This window comes from Pseudomonas sp. SWRI68, from assembly GCF_014269165.1.
Lineage (GTDB): Bacteria > Pseudomonadota > Gammaproteobacteria > Pseudomonadales > Pseudomonadaceae > Aquipseudomonas > Aquipseudomonas capeferrum.
In genome coordinates this window covers 1-334 of sequence record NZ_JABWRU010000072.1, presented here as the reverse complement: position 1 = coordinate 334, position 334 = coordinate 1, and the positions used below count along the sequence as shown (strand labels likewise).

Genomic DNA, 334 nt, shown 5'->3' with positions numbered 1-334 from the left:
ATTGATCGTGGTCTGCGCTGGGGTCGGGTTCGGCGTCAGCTGCTCGAAGTTACCGCCGGTTGCACCAGTGATGGTGGTGCTGACAGTCGAGCCGTTGTTGTAGACGTCGTTATCCGGGGTCTGGAAGTCGACACTGCCCTGGGTCTTGCCGGCCTCGACGGTGATGGTCTGGCCGTTCGACAGGGTCACGGTTACCGGAGTCTGGGCAGGGTTGCTCAGAGTTACGGTGTAGGTGATCACGCCACCTTCGGTGACCGAAGGATTCGCGGTCAGGGTCGCAGTGGTGTTGTCGACCGAGTCGTTGATCGTGGTCTGCGCTGGGGTCGGGTTCGGC

General features: G+C 62.0%; 1 protein-coding gene. It reads right to left on the bottom strand.

All coding sequences use genetic code 11. From position 1 onward, the window contains the following. Nucleotides 1-334: immunoglobulin-like domain-containing protein (locus HU770_RS26850; protein ID WP_186666605.1), on the bottom strand; the 334-nt coding region annotated here is incomplete at both ends.